The sequence below is a fragment of the Shewanella morhuae genome (assembly GCF_900156405.1).
GTDB lineage: Bacteria > Pseudomonadota > Gammaproteobacteria > Enterobacterales > Shewanellaceae > Shewanella > Shewanella morhuae.
In genome coordinates, this window is record NZ_FTNN01000012.1 from 70,032 (window position 1) to 84,224 (window position 14,193).

A 14,193-nucleotide genomic window follows, 5' to 3' on the forward strand; every position below is an offset into this window, starting at 1 on the left:
GGTAGAACGGCGGACTGTTAATCCGTATGTCACTGGTTCGAGTCCAGTCAGGGGAGCCAATTTAAAGTAGGTAAGTATTTTTGATAACAAAAGTCGATAGCAATATCGCATATTCTATTCCCCAGTAGTTCAGTCGGTAGAACGGCGGACTGTTAATCCGTATGTCACTGGTTCAAGTCCAGTCTGGGGAGCCATTTTAAAAATGGTATATTTTAAAAAAGTCGATAGTATATCGCACCATCAATTCCCCTGTAGTTCAGTTGGTAGAACGGCGGACTGTTAATCCGTATGTCACTGGTTCGAGTCCAGTCAGGGGAGCCATTCATGGCTCTACGCTTTACATAATCCCCTTCTTGTCGTCACATTGTAAAATCACTATAACCAACATTTTGTTTTTGTTTAAATGCAGTTACACTACTGTCCACGATTAAATTAATGGATGACTTTTTGCACACTAATAACGATTTAAGCCCCCTTCGCTTAAACTTGTGCGGTTCAAACTCACCTAAATAAAGAACGGATTGTTATGGCTATTTCAAAATCATATCCCATTTTTTTACTGATTATCTTTTTAGGTCTCTTTGCTTGGGTATATCAAAGCGAAAATAGTCAATTACAATTTCAACAGCAACAAGAGCTTGCTCGCTTTAAAACCAGCTTAACCCAATATCAACAATGGCAGGGTAATGGCGTAGAGCTGTTCAAAAAACTCAGTGAACATTACCAATTCCAGTTTTTTCAGTATGTGGATGACACCGATGGTTCGCAAAACCATACCGAAGGCAGCTTAACCAGCCAGCATACCCACCCTTTTTCGAGCCTTTTTTTAATTGATCTCAGCCACACAGAAAAATTAGCCACGGGTCGTTTACAGGTCAAACTCAGTACCAACCAAGCCATAGATACAGCCATCAGTATGACTGAAATGTTTGGCGCTATACTCTTAATCAGCTACCTCCTATTACTTGCTGTATTTGTGTTATTAATGTCAAAGCAGAAAACGGCTATACGCTATGCTGCTGATTATATTTCAAAAATACCTGATCTAAGCTTTTCAGCCGTTGCCTCATCAAAACTCTCCGGTGAACTAAAGCCCATTGCTGTATCACTTGAAGAATGCCGCTCTCAACTCAAAGTACAAATTGATAAACTCAACCAAGAAAATGAGAAACTGCAAAAAGCGGCTTATCAAGACACTGTAACAGGCTTTGCTAGTCGCCCACGCTTTACCCAAAAGCTAGAAAATATTAGCACTCCAGATATGCCTCAATTGGGCATAATGGCAATGGTTAAGGCAACTGAGCTCGCGCAAATCAACCAAAAACAAGGGCGTACAGCGGGCGATGATTATTTAATCAAAATCTCAACCAGCATCCGTAAAGCCTGCAGTAAATATCCTGATGCTGAGTGTTTTCGAGTATCGAGTGCTGATTTTGCAGTGTTTATCCCTGACATCATGCTCAAGGATGCTCCAAAATTTTTAGACCAATTAAAAGTTTATCTTGATGAATATCTACAAGTCACTGAGTTGGAATCTGTCGCCCATATCGGGCTAGTTCCTTATCAACAAGGTACAGATGCAGTAAATTTATTAACCATCGCCGATACTGCCGTCAGCATAGCCCAGACACTAGGCCCTAATAGTTATCATATTCAAGAAAAACTCGCTGTTAATGAACAGCTTGGCGATGATAGGTGGAAAACAACCCTCAATGATTTAGTGACTCGACGAGCATTAAAGTTTTACCAGCAACCGATTCAACCCTGTCATACCAATATAGAGCTTTACCGCGAGCTACTGGCACGATTTTACAACAGTGAAGGTAAGATGTTACCCACTACGACCGTCATTGCGATGGCAGAGCGCCATGGCATGAGCACTGAGCTAGATAAATTAGTAGTGATCAGCGTATTACAAATACTTAAGGAAAACCCAGCGATTTCAGGTCATTTCGGCATTAATATCAGTGCATTTTCAGCCCATCAAGATCTGTTTATCGCTTGGTTAAAAGATAGGTTAAGTAACCAAAAGCACATAGCATCACGCTTAGTATTTGAGATTAATGAATCAGGCATGCAATCCAACTTAGGGGCGAGTCATAAATTTGTTCGCGAGGTACATAGTGTCGGTTCACGGGTGTCGATTGAACGCTTTGGCATGAGTTTTACCTCCTTCAAATTCTTCAGTGAAGTGCGCCCTGACTACATTAAACTTGATGGCAGCTACACCGCTAACATTGATGAGGATAGCAATAATAAGTTCTTCGTTCGTATGATGGTAGATGTTGCAAGGCGTATAGGCATTCGCGTTATCGCGACCAGTGTTGAGCGCCAAGAAGAAAAACTGATCTTAGAGAAAATGCTTGTCGATGGCTTGCAAGGTTATTACATCGCTCAGCCAGAGCCCATGACAATCCCAGATCGAATTTAATACTTCAATAGGTTAATTCATCGCCAAAATTTACAGTAAAGGTATTTAACCCTGCATTCTATATGTTGTTTATGCAAACGGAAAAGTCGATAATACCGTTAAGATCCGTTTAGAAAAGTATTGAGATGACCGAATATCTCCTCCTGTTGATCAGTACAGTGCTGGTTAACAATTTCGTTTTAGTGAAATTCTTAGGCTTGTGTCCTTTCATGGGGGTCTCCAGTAAATTGGAGTCCGCTATTGGCATGTGTATGGCAACCACATTTGTGCTGACTTTAGCCTCTATTTTGAGTTATCTCGTTAATCAATATTTATTACTACCCTTTGATTTAAGCTACTTGCGTACGATGAGCTTTATTTTAGTAATTGCCGTTGTGGTGCAATTTACTGAAATGGTTGTACAAAAAACCAGTGCGACGCTACACCGCGCTTTAGGGATTTACCTGCCGCTTATCACCACCAACTGTGCAGTCCTCGGGGTGGCCTTACTTAACGTCAACGAGAAGCACGATTTTATTCAATCGGCAGTCTACGGTTTTGGTGCTGCGGTGGGTTTCTCCTTAGTGTTAATTCTGTTCTCGGCAATGCGTGAGCGTTTAGCGGCAGCTGATGTGCCCTTACCCTTCAAAGGCGGCGCGATTGCGATGATTACCGCAGGCCTTATGTCCCTCGCTTTTATGGGATTCACAGGATTGGTTAAGTAAGATGTCCGGAATTTTAATTGCTGTAATATTATTAACCCTATTAGCCTTAGTCTTTGGGATCATCCTCGGATTTGCCGCCCTTAAATTTAAGGTTGAAGGCAATCCAATTGTCGAGGATCTCGAAGCGATTCTACCGCAAACTCAGTGTGGCCAATGTGGTTATCCCGGTTGTCGTCCCTACGCTGAAGCCATCGCTAATGGCGAAAAAATCAACAAATGCCCTCCAGGCGGCACTGCCACTATGGAAAAACTCGCCAGCTTAATGGGGGTTGATCCCGAGCCACTCAACGCCGAAGCGCAATCGCAAGTTAAAAAGGTCGCCTATATTCGTGAAGACGAATGCATTGGCTGCACTAAGTGTATTCAAGCTTGTCCTGTCGATGCCATTATCGGTGCCGGTAAACTAATGCATACAGTACTGACAACCGACTGTACTGGGTGTGATTTATGTGTTGAACCTTGCCCTGTCGATTGTATTGATATGATCCCAGTGACCCAGAATATTAAAAATTGGGATTGGCGTTTAAATGCCATTCCAGTGACGATGATTCAAGACGGCACTGCTCAAGATGCTACGGCTAAAAATACGATGGCCCCAAAAGCCCAGTTAGAAGAGGATAAGCGGTGTTAACTTTATTAGATCAATTAGATAAAGGAACCCTTTGGCGCTCACCCGGTGGAATACATCCTCCTGAAGTCAAATCCCTCTCCAATACCACGCCAATTGGGCAACTGCCATTGGCCTCGACGTTTTTAGTGCCCGTCCCTCAAGTAGGCGAAAACTGCACTTTAATCGTCAAGGTTGGCGATAAAGTATTAAAGGGCGCAGCGTTAACTCAAGGCACCTCTATTTGGCACTTACCTGTGCACGCGCCCACATCGGGCACAATTGTTGCGATTGAGCCGAGGGTCAGTAATCATGCCTCGGCTTTACCCGTTAACACTTGCGTTATCAAAGCCGACGGCAATGACACTTGGTGCGAGCTAGCCAAAAGTGAGCTTGAGAATCTCAGCAATCCACAAATGATCGATAAAATTCGCTCTGCTGGTATTGCAGGAATGGGCGGCGCAGCGTTTCCAAGCCATATAAAACTCAATCCGGTCAGTGAGATTGATGTAGTCATTATCAATGGCGTCGAATGTGAGCCTTATATCAGCGCCGATGACAGATTAATGCGTGAGTACAGCCACGATATCCTCGCGGGGATTGGCATTATTCATCGGCTATTAACGCCTAAACGCATTATTATCGCGATTGAAGATAATAAACCCGAAGCGATAAACGCTATGCAAACTGCGGTGATGCAAAGCGGTCTTCCTGCAGGCTGTATTCGCGTGACCGTCATTCCGACTAAATATCCTTCTGGCGGCGAAAAACAACTTATACAAATAATTACTGGTCGCGAAGTACCCTCGGGCGCAATCCCTGCCAAACTCGGCATAGTGGTTCATAACGTGGGTACTGCATTTGCTATTTATCAAGCAGTAGCCCAAGGCAAACCTTTAATTGAACGAGTCGTTACCGTAACGGGCAAAAATGTAGGTAAAGCAGGCAATTACTGGATCCCCATAGGGACACCCGTTGAACACGTACTCGCCACGACTGAGTTTACCCCTGAGCCCGAGCAAAAAGTGATTATTGGCGGGCCTATGATGGGTCACGCATTGGCGAATATCCAAGTACCTATTTTAAAAGGCACCAATTGTATTTTGGTACCAAGTAGTCAAGAAATTGGGACTACGCCAGAGGAAAAAGCCTGTATTCGCTGCGGCGAATGCGCTATTGCCTGCCCTGCACTCTTGTTACCACAACAGCTATTTTGGCACGCCAAAGCCGGAGAGTACGACAAGGCCGCCAGTTTCAATCTAAAGGATTGTATTGAATGTGGTTGCTGTAGTTACGTCTGCCCAAGTGATATTCCCTTAGTCGAATATTATCGTATTGCAAAATCGGCCCTAAAACACAGCGCCGATGAAAAACAACAAGCAGAACGCGCCAAGCAACGTTTTGATGCTCGTTTAATGCGTCTTGAAGAAGAAAAAATCGCCCGCGAAACTAAGGCTAAAGAAGCCGCTGAGCGCCGACAAGCCACCATGACAGGCACAGACAAAAATGCTGTCGCTGAAGCCATGGCGCGTATCGCAGCAAAAAAAGCTGCCGCAGCGCAACCATCAAATGCAGCGCCAAGCATAGATACGGTAGAAACGACGACTTCGACAGCAACGCCTAAAAACCAAGCCGTTGCTGCAGCAATTGCACGGGCTAAAGCCAAAAAAGCTGCACAAGCTAATACCGATGATACAGACCTAAGCCATGCAGTGAATGTTGAAGCTAATCACGCACCAACGGCAACAAGTGTCGTAACAACGCAAGAAGCGCCGTTAACTCAAAAAGAAAAAGTTGCTGCTGCCGTTGCCCGCGCCAAAGCCAAAAAGGCCGCACAGCAGCTCGATAACACGCCGCTTGAAACCAGTGAAACCAGTGAAGCCGCCAGCGCAGCGCAACCCACTGCGGATACAGATAAAAAAGCCAAAGTAGCGGCTGCCGTTGCCCGCGCGAAGGCAAAAAAAGCCGCTCAACAAGCACAAGCTAATACTGGAGATGATTTAAGCCAAACCGTTACTCCAGATTTGCAATCAACTTCTGGCGCACAAATCAATGCGAGTACTGATGTTGAAGCCGCTACAGATATTGATGATGCTGAAACGATTAAAAAGGCCAAAGTCGCCGCAGCGGTAGCGCGCGCTAAAGCGAAGAAAGCGGCATTAATGGCAACAGCGCCTGACCTTGAGTCAGCCGTTAAATCCGAGCCTGCAGTTAAATCTGAGTCAGTTGAGCATGTTCAAACTAAAGTGAATACGCCGCCGATAGAAAACACGCTTGAAAGCGGCGTAGCGAAAGCCGAGACTCTTTCGTCCTCTGCTGCGCCCACTACAAACCCCATTGAAACGGCGCCTTTATCTAGCGAAGAACTTAAAAAAGCGCGAATTGCGGCAACCATCGCCAAGGCAAAAGCCAAAAAAGCGGCGCTCGCCCATGAAGCCACAACGTCAAGCGACTCAAGTGTTGGCAATGACTGAGAATAGAATGATAAAAAGGAATCACGATGGCGTTTAAAATTGCCTCATCACCCCATGTAACGCACAACCTGCATACCTCAACCGTTATGCAACGGGTGATTTTATGTTTACTGCCAGGAATTGTGCTGCAATGTGCCTTTTTTGGCTGGGGCACTCTCATCCAAGTATTACTGGCAATTATTGTCGCTTTAAGCTGCGAAGCCATGATAATGAGACTTCGCCAACGCAACATCAAGGCAAGCTTAAGCGATAACAGTGCCATGCTCACCGCCATCTTAATTGGCGTCGCTATTCCCCCTCTTGCGCCTTGGTGGATGATAGTGATGGGCGCAGCTTTTGCCATTATCATTGTTAAACACCTTTATGGTGGCTTAGGCCATAATCTGTTTAATCCGGCGATGGCGGCTTACGTATTACTTTTAGTGTCTTTTCCACTGCAAATGACGACTTGGATTGCGCCCAGTAGCGTTGCGTTAAACTCGCCAAGCGTTATCGATAGCCTGCAAATTATTTTCAATATTGGTGCTCACATTGACATTAATCAATTCCGTTTAGGCATTGACGGCACCACCATGGCCACGCCACTTGATACCCTCAAAACCGATTTATCAATGGGATTAACCAGTACTGAAAGTATGACTAAAACGATTTTTGATGGCAGCACAGGCGTAGGTTGGTTCTGGGTGAATCTAGCTTATCTTGCTGGCGGTTTAGTGCTGCTCAAGCTTAAAGCTATCCGCTGGCACATCAGCACTGGCGTCTTATTAGGGCTGTTTGTAGCATCTAGTATCGGATTTTTACTGTCGCCTGATACACAAGCCAGCCCTGTGTTACATTTATTTTCTGGTGCGACCATGTTAGCGGCGTTTTTTATCGCCACCGATCCCGTCACAGCAGCAACCAGCCCTCGCGGCCGTATTATCTTTGGCGCCTTAATTGGGGTGCTGGTGTATATCATTCGCACCAAAGGCGGTTACCCTGACGCCTTTGCTTTTGCCGTATTACTGGCAAACCTGTGTGCGCCCTTTATTGACTATTATGTGCGGCCACGGGCCTATGGCCACTCTGCGGGCTAACGTCATTATCGAACATACATGACGGCGTGAGTAACAAGAGTTTAAGGAAATCGTTTTGAATAATCCGATGATTAGAAATGGGTTTTTATTGGCACTGTTTGCCCTGATTTGTACAGGTTTAGTCGCTGTAGTGAATCAGCAAACTGCCGACAAAATAACGCAACAAGAACAGCAAGAGTTAATGCGAGTCTTACATCAATTAATTCCCGATGAGATGCACGATAACGATCTCACGGCGCAATGTACTTTATTGTTAGATAAAGAAGCCTTAGGCACTGATAATCCCATGCCAGCCTACATTGCAACAATGGCGGGTAAGCCGGTTGCTATCGCCATTGAAGCCATAGCGCCCGATGGCTATAACGGTAATATTAAGCTGATTGTTGGGGTTAACACCCAAGGTGAAGTATTAGGTGTTCGTACTTTAACCCACCAAGAAACACCGGGTTTAGGTGATAAAATCGAGTTACGTAAATCCAATTGGGTCAGTCAATTTGTCGGTAAAAGGTTAGATTCGCAAGATGATAAACAATGGTTAGTCAAAAAAGATGGCGGTGATTTTGATCAATTCACCGGCGCAACCATCACCCCACGCGCTTATGTTAAAGCAGTAAAAAATGCCGTCTGGTATTTCAATAATAACCAAGCGCAAATTTTCAGCCAGCCATTGAATTGTGAGGCCAAACATGACTAATTATCGCGAAATCGCTTGGCAAGGCCTGTGGAAAAATAACCCTGGCCTAGTGCAACTTTTAGGTTTGTGTCCATTGCTTGCAGTGACCGCCACGATAACTAATGCCCTAGGATTAGGTATCGCTACCATGTTGGTGCTGATAGGTTCTAACATATTGGTGTCTTTGGTGCGCGATTATGTACCGAAAGAAATCCGTATTCCTGTATTTGTGATGATCATTGCGGCGCTTGTTACCACTGTACAATTACTGATTAACGCCTACGCCTACGGTTTGTATGTATCACTGGGGATATTTCTGCCTTTGATTGTAACAAACTGCATTATCATTGGCCGCGCCGAAGCCTTTGCTTCACGCAATAATGCTTTTAGTGCCGCCTTTGATGGCTTAATGATGGGGCTTGGTTTTACCTTAGTGCTGACAGTGCTGGGCGCTACGCGGGAAATATTAAGTCAAGGTACGCTGTTTGAGGGTGCCGATTTATTACTTGGTCCTTGGGCAACATCGTTAACTATCCATCTATGGCAAGTAGACACGCCTTTCCTATTGGCGATGCTGCCACCGGGCGCTTTTATCATCATGGGATTACTTATTGCCCTCAAAAATGTGATTGATAAAAAACTTAAGGAACGCCAGCCAGAAGTCGCTACTGAGCCAAGTGTTACCCGCGCACGGATTACTAAGGTTAGCTAATATGAACCAAGTAAAGCGCATTCAAATTCTCACTCGTCTTCGCGATAACAATCCAAAACCTGAGACCGAACTCAATTTTTCTAGCCCCTTCGAGCTTTTGGTCGCTGTGACCTTATCGGCACAGGCAACGGACGTGAGTGTGAATAAGGCAACTGATAAGCTCTTTCCGGTTGCTAATACTCCCAGCAGTATTTATGCCCTAGGGGTGGATGGTTTAAAACAATATATAAAAACCATCGGCTTATATAACAACAAAGCTGTCAATGTCATCAAAGCGTGTGAGATCTTAATTGAGAAATATCATGGTGAAGTACCAGAGGATAGAGAAGCGCTAGAATCACTCCCCGGCGTTGGGCGCAAAACGGCTAATGTGGTACTCAACACTGCGTTTGGTTGGCCAACGATCGCCGTCGATACGCATATTTTCCGCCTCGCCAATCGCACTAAATTCGCGCCCGGCAAGAACGTGGTCGAAGTGGAAGATAAAATGCTAAAAGTCGTGCCTGCTGAGTTTAAAGTCGATGTGCATCACTGGTTTATCCTACACGGACGCTACACTTGTCTCGCCCGTAAACCGCGCTGCGGCAGCTGTATCATTGAAGATTTATGTGAATTTAAAGATAAAATTTATCCTGATGAATAAACCTCAAGTGAGTTAACCTTGGCTTTTTTTCTCGAGCAAGCTGACTAACTCTTCATATTTTGGCCCTTGCCCAAATTGTGGCAAGGCCACTGCAAAGACTACGAGTCCAAAGATCATATAAATAGCGAACTCATTAACCCACAAACCAGATATCGTCAGCCCAGTACCCAGCACAACTAATGCAATCACAGCTAACCGCACTTTCTGTGCCATCTGTACTTTTCGCTTAGCCGATGCAATTAATGCTATTTCAGTTTTGCTAAACAACATCTTCAAATCCCTGTTAAGTTTTACGTGCATTATACAATCGTATTAAATCACAGATAAACAAAAAGCCGCTAATGCGGCTTTTTGTTTAACGGGGTACAAGCTTAGCAAAAAATTGTAAAACTCATCAAAAAAGTGAAACGAAGAACGCGCTTAAAAATAAAGCGACCACAACCGTTGTGCCTAAGGCCATTTTTAGTTCGATACTCATTTTTTACTCTCCTAGTGGGCTTGATGACATTATCATCAAGCCCATGACAAAAACCCATATATGGATCTGTATTTTGTGAGCGACTACCAATTTATCCGCTATTCTCTTGTCAAAATACGTTAAAAAATCAATCTAACAGATAAACGGTACGCCCCTATGCTCAATCGAGTCAAGCATAATAAAGTTCGCTATAAACGACATTTTCCATCATCCATTGAAGCATTTTTGATATACTCGACGGGTAATTTATTTATCATGAGAACCCTATGTCACAACTATTACACACTATGATCCGTGTCGGTAACTTAGAGCGCAGTATTGCTTTTTATACCCACGTGCTTGGTATGAAACTCCTTCGCACTTCTGAAAATCCAGAATACAAATATTCTTTAGCTTTCGTAGGGTTCGGTGAAGAATCTACCGGCCAAGCCGTAGTGGAACTGACCTATAACTGGGGCACCGACAAGTACGATTTAGGCACTGGTTTTGGCCATTTAGCCATAGGCGATGAAGATATCTACGCCCGTTGTGCTGCGATTGCCGCAGCCGGTGGCAAAGTCACTCGCGCCCCAGGTCCTGTCGCAGGTGGTAACACTGAGATTGCATTCGTTGAAGATCCAGACGGTTATAAAATTGAGTTCATTCAAATGAAATCAATAACACAAGGTTTAGGTTAAACCGCCCTATTCACTGAGAATAAAACTGAATAATAAAAATGCCGAAAGTTAATTTCGGCATTTTTGTTTTTATACTGCATATTTCGCGTTGGTATTCAAACTCGTAAAACTCGTTCAGGATTAATGACTCAAGCTACGCCCCGCCATTAGTTTAGAACCATTTTTATTTTGCAACACCACTCACCTTTTGCGCCATATTATTTCCCCCTTTTCGGCTAAACCTGCGTTTAAACCAAGGCATGCGCCACAGCAATAACACACTAAAACCCAAGATATACAAACTCGGCTCGATGATTTCTGATTTTACCGACCAGTAAAAATGAATTGGCGCTAAGATAGCGACCAAATACACGCCATTGTGTAAAATTTGCCAACGACGTCCCATCTTACGCATCAAGGCGTTAAACGAGGTTACCGCCAAAGCTGTCACGATAAGATAAGCTACTGCACCCACTAAAATGTACGGCCGTTTTACCACTTCACTAAACAATAATCCCCAAGCAAACAGTAGATCTAAACTGAAAAACGCCACAATATGCAAGGTTGCATAGGCAAACACGTATAAACCCACCAAGCGGCGGGTTTGCATCAATAGCCCTTGCTTTGTCAGCTTAGCAATCGGTGAAATTAGCAAAGTCGCGGCTAACGCATTTAAGGCGCCTATGCCTGTATAGTGAATAATATGCTGCACCGGATCGCCGCCCGCACGGCCCAATATCACAGTTAACACTAAATAGCCGATAGGCAGTAAACCTAACAAATGAAATATCACCTTTAGCCAAAATAAGTGCTTAGGGGTTAGTCTCAACATAGATAATCCCCACCTAGCTGCAAACGAGACAACAAACACATCATTAATAGTTTTTCCTCAAATCTATGCCGTCATAAAGCGAAGCGACAAACTCGCCATAACCATTAAACGGTTGGGTATCGATACGGGTGGCAGAAAATAATCCACCCTCACCAATGCGGCGCTCAGTCGCCTGTGACCAGCGCGGATGATCCACCGCAGGATTAACGTTGGCATAAAATCCATATTCATGTGAAGCAAGCTGGTTCCAACTGGTTGGCGGTTGTTTATCCATCACCCGAATCCGCACAATTGATTTAATACTCTTAAAACCGTATTTCCATGGCACCACTAAGCGAATGGGCGCACCGTTTTGCGGTGGCAGGGTTTTGCCGTACAGACCAACCGACATTAAGGTTAAGTCGTTCATGGCTTCGGCTAACGTGAGCCCTTCAACATAAGGGTAATGGATGCCCCCGCCCATTAATCGACTCTTTTGGCCCGGCATTTGTTCGGGATCAAAGGCCGTTTCAAAAGCAACATATTTGCCCTTATTAGTGACGCCAACTTTTTTTAATAACGCTGCCAAGGGAAAGCCCACCCAAGGAACGACCATAGACCACGCTTCAACGCAGCGTAGACGATAGTTACGCTCCTCAAGCGGGAACATAGTTGTCAGATCATTGAAATCTAAGGTCATGGGCCGTTCGACTTCACCCTCAATACGCAATTGCCAAGGATCGACTTTATAGCCTTGGGCATTATTGGAGGGATCTTGCTTGTCCGTACCAAACTCATAAAAGTTATTGTGCTGGGTGACCTTATCAAACGGGGTTAACACATCGGTGTCACCGTAGTGTTTATTGGTTTGAAAAGTCAGTGGCGTAGTAATAAAGGAAGATTTTGGCTGCTCACCAAATAAATCAAATAATCCAGCTTGCACATTACCTGGCACACTGGCGCCAATGGCACCGAGGCCCATCGCTTTGACTATTTGCCTGCGCGAGCGAAACACTGCTTCGGGCGTCACTTGGCTATCTTGCATGTGCCACTGCGCTTTTTTGAGAATACCTGAAGTAAAACGGGAGTTTTTAGCCAATTGACACCTCTGCAATCTAATAATTTAAGCTATCGAGTCGTAATCAACCCCGTCGCTACTTGCATATATAGACAGGTAAAAGCCCTAAAAAATTTCCACCCGTAAATAATTTCATTTTAAACGTATAAGACTTGCTCATTCAGGCATTAAGCACAGATATAGTTGCTTAAAGGGCTTGAAGCCTGTTATTGAGCATGCGAACCTAGGCGTCAATGCTAAAGGAGTGCTATTGAACATGCCATTTTTTGAATCTTTTTCTGTTGCCGATATCATCGGCCTTCTCGCGGTTGCCTTTTTAGGTCTGTTAATGGGTGCTCTACTCAATCAAAGGCTCACACGCCAACGCTGGCAACAACACAAAAACCAACTTGAACAAGAAATGCGTCAAGTGAACGAAGATGCCGAATTATCCTTGGCACAGCAGCAAGTGTTGCTCGACGACAAAGAAGCGCAATTACGTCAATACCAACAGCGTCTCGAGCTTAAAATTGAGCAATTAGGTAAAGCCGAAGCCTTAGCCGAACGCGTTCCTACTTTAGAGCAGCAATTAAATGACAATCAGCGCCGTCAGCTAGAAATCCAACTCGCGCTGTCTAAGTCCAATGCCATGCAACAAACGATTCAAGCTAAAGCCGATGCCCAGCAAGAGTCACTGCAGGATAAAATTGCCAGTCTCGAATCGGCTGAAGTACGCCTCCAGACCCAATTTGAAAACCTCGCCAATCGGATTTTTGAAGAACGTAGTGAAAACTTTAAGCACCAAAATGCCAGTCAACTTGAAGGTGTGCTTGGGCCATTAAAACAACAGCTTGAAGGGTTTAGACAACAAATTCGTGAGTCTTATACCCATGAACAATCAGAGCGTAGCGCCCTCAAACATCAACTTGAGCACCTGCGGGATCTCAATCTTAAGATGAGCCAAGACGCCATCAACCTGACTAAAGCGCTTAAGGGTGATAACAAGCAGCAAGGCAACTGGGGTGAAGTAATCCTCGATCGCGTATTGCAAGAAAGTGGCCTACGTGAAGGCCATGAGTACCATACCCAGCAAGATTTAAAAGACGATAACGGCAAACGCTTTAAGCCGGATGTCATTGTCCATCTGCCGGAAAATAAAGATGTGGTCATCGATGCTAAAATGTCGCTGGTCAGTTATGAGCGCTATTTCAATAGCGAAGATCCAGCCCTGCGCCAACAGGCGATTAACGAACATGTGATTTCAATTCGCAGCCATATTAAAGGATTGAGTCAAAAGGATTATCAACATCTTCATGGGCTTAAGAGCCTTGATTATGTGTTAATGTTTATTCCGATTGAACCAGCATTTTTACTGGCGCTAGAGCATGATCCTAGCCTAGTGAACTTTGCACTTGAGCAGAATATTATGTTAGTCAGCCCAACCAATTTATTGGTGGCCCTGCGCACCATTAACAACATTTGGCGCTACGAATATCAAAATCAACACGCGCAAACCATTGCCAAGCAAGCGGGCCGGATTTACGACAAGTTATGTGGTTATATTGAAGATATGGAAAAACTCGGCCGCGCCTTAGATAACGCCGAAAAAACCTATCACAGTGCGATGAACAAGTTGTCATCGGGTAAAGGTAACCTTGTACGCCAAGCCCATTTAATGCAACAACTTGGTGTCGATACCAGTAAACAACTAGATAAAATGCTGCTCGAAAAAGCGCTCAATGAAGCCCAAGATGATAATGAAACACAAGACGATGAGCTTGATGCCAATTTGCAGCCAGAGCGCAGCAATACCGAAGTTGAACCCGCTTAATGCGCTGCTGAATAAACAACATACAGACTAATTATCTTGA

The 14,193-nt window shown here is 44.5% G+C and carries 13 protein-coding genes and 2 tRNA genes; 12 read left to right on the forward strand and 3 right to left on the reverse strand.

The genetic code is table 11. The features are described 5' to 3' along the window. Positions 1-118: 118 nt before the first annotated feature. From BW947_RS14050 to nth, 10 genes are all read left to right on the forward strand, one after another. Positions 119-194: transfer RNA gene (locus BW947_RS14050), tRNA-Asn, on the forward strand. Between the two features lie 51 nt (positions 195-245). After that, positions 246-321, forward strand: a tRNA-Asn gene (locus BW947_RS14055). A 205-nt stretch (positions 322-526) separates the two neighbouring features. Further along, complete coding sequence (locus BW947_RS14060; RefSeq protein ID WP_076500572.1) at positions 527-2,431, forward strand: bifunctional diguanylate cyclase/phosphodiesterase; 1,905 nt, start codon at positions 527-529, stop codon at positions 2,429-2,431. Positions 2,432-2,556: 125 nt separating this feature from the next. Next, a complete protein-coding gene (rsxA, locus tag BW947_RS14065; RefSeq protein ID WP_076500575.1) occupies positions 2,557-3,135 on the forward strand; it encodes an electron transport complex subunit RsxA in 579 nt (192 codons plus the stop codon). A 1-nt stretch (position 3,136) separates the two neighbouring features. Then, positions 3,137-3,766, forward strand: coding sequence for an electron transport complex subunit RsxB (gene rsxB, locus BW947_RS14070; protein ID WP_076500577.1), 630 nt, complete (start codon positions 3,137-3,139; stop codon positions 3,764-3,766). Further along, entirely contained in the window at positions 3,760-6,216 is a 2,457-nt protein-coding gene (gene rsxC, locus BW947_RS14075; RefSeq protein ID WP_076500580.1) for an electron transport complex subunit RsxC, read from the forward strand. Before rsxB ends, rsxC begins: the two co-directional genes overlap by 7 nt. Positions 6,217-6,242: 26 nt before the next feature. Further along, on the forward strand, positions 6,243-7,292 hold the full coding sequence (rsxD, locus tag BW947_RS14080) for an electron transport complex subunit RsxD (protein ID WP_076500583.1): 1,050 nt from the start codon (positions 6,243-6,245) through the stop codon (positions 7,290-7,292). 55 nt (positions 7,293-7,347) lie between these two features. Beyond that, complete coding sequence (gene rsxG, locus BW947_RS14085; protein ID WP_143562256.1) at positions 7,348-7,986, forward strand: electron transport complex subunit RsxG; 639 nt, start codon at positions 7,348-7,350, stop codon at positions 7,984-7,986. Beyond that, positions 7,979-8,677, forward strand: coding sequence for an electron transport complex subunit E (locus tag BW947_RS14090; protein WP_076500585.1), 699 nt, complete (start codon positions 7,979-7,981; stop codon positions 8,675-8,677). The genes rsxG and BW947_RS14090 overlap by 8 nt, the downstream gene beginning before the upstream one ends. A 1-nt stretch (position 8,678) precedes the next feature. Next, positions 8,679-9,320, forward strand: coding sequence for an endonuclease III (gene nth, locus BW947_RS14095; RefSeq protein WP_076500586.1), 642 nt, complete (start codon positions 8,679-8,681; stop codon positions 9,318-9,320). Positions 9,321-9,332: 12 nt separating this feature from the next. On the opposite strand, the gene BW947_RS14100 is transcribed toward nth, so the two are convergent. Then, the gene (locus BW947_RS14100; protein ID WP_076500588.1) at positions 9,333-9,590 is read right to left on the reverse strand and encodes a hypothetical protein; all 258 of its coding nucleotides are present in this window, start codon (positions 9,588-9,590) and stop codon (positions 9,333-9,335) included. A gap of 474 nt (positions 9,591-10,064) precedes the next feature. On the opposite strand from BW947_RS14100, the gene gloA reads away from it, so the two are divergent. After that, positions 10,065-10,475, forward strand: coding sequence for a lactoylglutathione lyase (gloA, locus tag BW947_RS14105; RefSeq protein WP_076500589.1), 411 nt, complete (start codon positions 10,065-10,067; stop codon positions 10,473-10,475). A 163-nt stretch (positions 10,476-10,638) separates the two neighbouring features. On the opposite strand, the gene msrQ is transcribed toward gloA, so the two are convergent. Then, positions 10,639-11,286, reverse strand: a complete 648-nt coding sequence (gene msrQ, locus BW947_RS14110) for a protein-methionine-sulfoxide reductase heme-binding subunit MsrQ (RefSeq protein ID WP_076500591.1) — start codon at positions 11,284-11,286, stop codon at positions 10,639-10,641. Between the two features lie 43 nt (positions 11,287-11,329). Further along, positions 11,330-12,364, reverse strand: coding sequence for a protein-methionine-sulfoxide reductase catalytic subunit MsrP (msrP, locus tag BW947_RS14115; protein ID WP_076500602.1), 1,035 nt, complete (start codon positions 12,362-12,364; stop codon positions 11,330-11,332). Between the two features lie 235 nt (positions 12,365-12,599). Between msrP and rmuC the strand changes: the two genes are divergently transcribed. Continuing rightward, positions 12,600-14,153 carry a DNA recombination protein RmuC gene (gene rmuC / locus BW947_RS14120; RefSeq protein ID WP_076500604.1) on the forward strand — a complete coding sequence of 518 codons (1,554 nt, stop codon included), beginning with the start codon at positions 12,600-12,602 and terminating at the stop codon, positions 14,151-14,153. Positions 14,154-14,193 lie beyond the last annotated feature (40 nt).

Excerpts from the sequence above, each read along its gene's own strand:
- BW947_RS14090 (WP_076500585.1), top strand. The coding sequence starts at position 7,979 with ATGACTAATTATCGCGAAATCGCTTGGCAAGGCCTGTGGAAAAATAAC.
- BW947_RS14060 (WP_076500572.1), top strand. The coding sequence starts at position 527 with ATGGCTATTTCAAAATCATATCCCATTTTTTTACTGATTATCTTTTTA.
- rsxD (WP_076500583.1), top strand. The coding sequence starts at position 6,243 with ATGGCGTTTAAAATTGCCTCATCACCCCATGTAACGCACAACCTGCAT.
- BW947_RS14100 (WP_076500588.1), bottom strand. The coding sequence starts at position 9,590 with ATGTTGTTTAGCAAAACTGAAATAGCATTAATTGCATCGGCTAAGCGA.
- rsxB (WP_076500577.1), top strand. The coding sequence starts at position 3,137 with ATGTCCGGAATTTTAATTGCTGTAATATTATTAACCCTATTAGCCTTA.
- nth (WP_076500586.1), top strand. The coding sequence starts at position 8,679 with ATGAACCAAGTAAAGCGCATTCAAATTCTCACTCGTCTTCGCGATAAC.
- msrQ (WP_076500591.1), bottom strand. The coding sequence starts at position 11,286 with ATGTTGAGACTAACCCCTAAGCACTTATTTTGGCTAAAGGTGATATTT.
- rmuC (WP_076500604.1), top strand. The coding sequence starts at position 12,600 with ATGCCATTTTTTGAATCTTTTTCTGTTGCCGATATCATCGGCCTTCTC.
- gloA (WP_076500589.1), top strand. The coding sequence starts at position 10,065 with ATGTCACAACTATTACACACTATGATCCGTGTCGGTAACTTAGAGCGC.
- rsxA (WP_076500575.1), top strand. The coding sequence starts at position 2,557 with ATGACCGAATATCTCCTCCTGTTGATCAGTACAGTGCTGGTTAACAAT.